1 protein-coding gene is annotated in these 392 nt (G+C 59.9%); it reads right to left on the bottom strand.

All coding sequences use genetic code 11. The features are described from left to right. Positions 1–115 precede the first annotated feature (115 nt). A partial coding sequence (locus AC5ZG1_RS44640) for a P-loop NTPase family protein (RefSeq protein ID WP_496136605.1) occupies positions 116–392 on the bottom strand: 277 nt, incomplete at its 5' end.

Below are 392 nucleotides of genomic sequence, written 5' to 3'. Positions count from 1 at the left end.
CAGGGCGCGCGGTGCAATGGAGCAATCTCGTGCCCCTCATCCTCCACCGTGAAGCCGTCGAGGAGACCGGTTCGTGCATCGAAGCCGAAGCGGATTCCCTTGGCGCCGATCTCGATCATGCCGCCATATGTTCGCCGGTGATGATGTTTTCTACCTCCTGGATCGATGAGGTAGCAGGGCTTAGATCGTCGGCGACGACGCTGCCGCGCCGCATCACCACCATGCGGTCCACCACCTGGAAGACATGATGGATGTTATGCGCGATGAAAATGCAGGAGTGGCCGGTGTCGCGCGCCTCGCGCACGAAGCGCAGTACCCCTTGGGTTTCAGCCACGCCGAGATTATTGGTTGGTTCGTCAAGCACGATCAGGTCGCTGTCGAAATACATGGCG

It is taken from the genome of Bradyrhizobium sp. Leo78, from assembly GCF_059512425.1.
The sequence above is the reverse complement of the archived record's forward strand: the minus strand, read 5'-3'. Positions and strand labels throughout refer to the sequence as shown.